This window comes from Bacillus sp. SIMBA_005, assembly GCF_046535585.1.
Taxonomy (GTDB): Bacteria; Bacillota; Bacilli; order Bacillales; family Bacillaceae; genus Bacillus; species Bacillus pumilus.
On the sequence record NZ_JAWRWI010001179.1, the window covers coordinates 1 to 235 of the forward strand.

At 67.2% G+C, this 235-nt stretch carries 1 protein-coding gene; it reads right to left on the minus strand.

Going from position 1 to position 235, the window contains the following annotated elements; all coding sequences use genetic code 11:
• Positions 1 to 184 (minus strand): hypothetical protein (locus SB660_RS23820; RefSeq protein WP_410585072.1); only part of this gene is annotated, 184 nt, incomplete at its 3' end.
• Positions 185 to 235 lie beyond the last annotated feature (51 nt).

Here is a 235-nt window from a genome sequence, read left to right on the forward strand (position 1 = left end):
GGAAGTAGTCGCCGGAGTCGGTGAAGAGCACCCGGTAGCTGTCGAGGTCGAACGATCTGAAGTCGATCGCGAACGTGATGCCGCTGCGCAGCAGCGTGCCGCCGTCCTGGAACGTGCCCAGGAAGATGGCGATGATCGGCACGAGCGCGATCAGCGCCATGATGATCAGCAGGAGCGACTGCACCCGACCCGCCGCGCCGCAAGCTCCCCGCGAAGCAGCGCTGGGCCGGTCGGG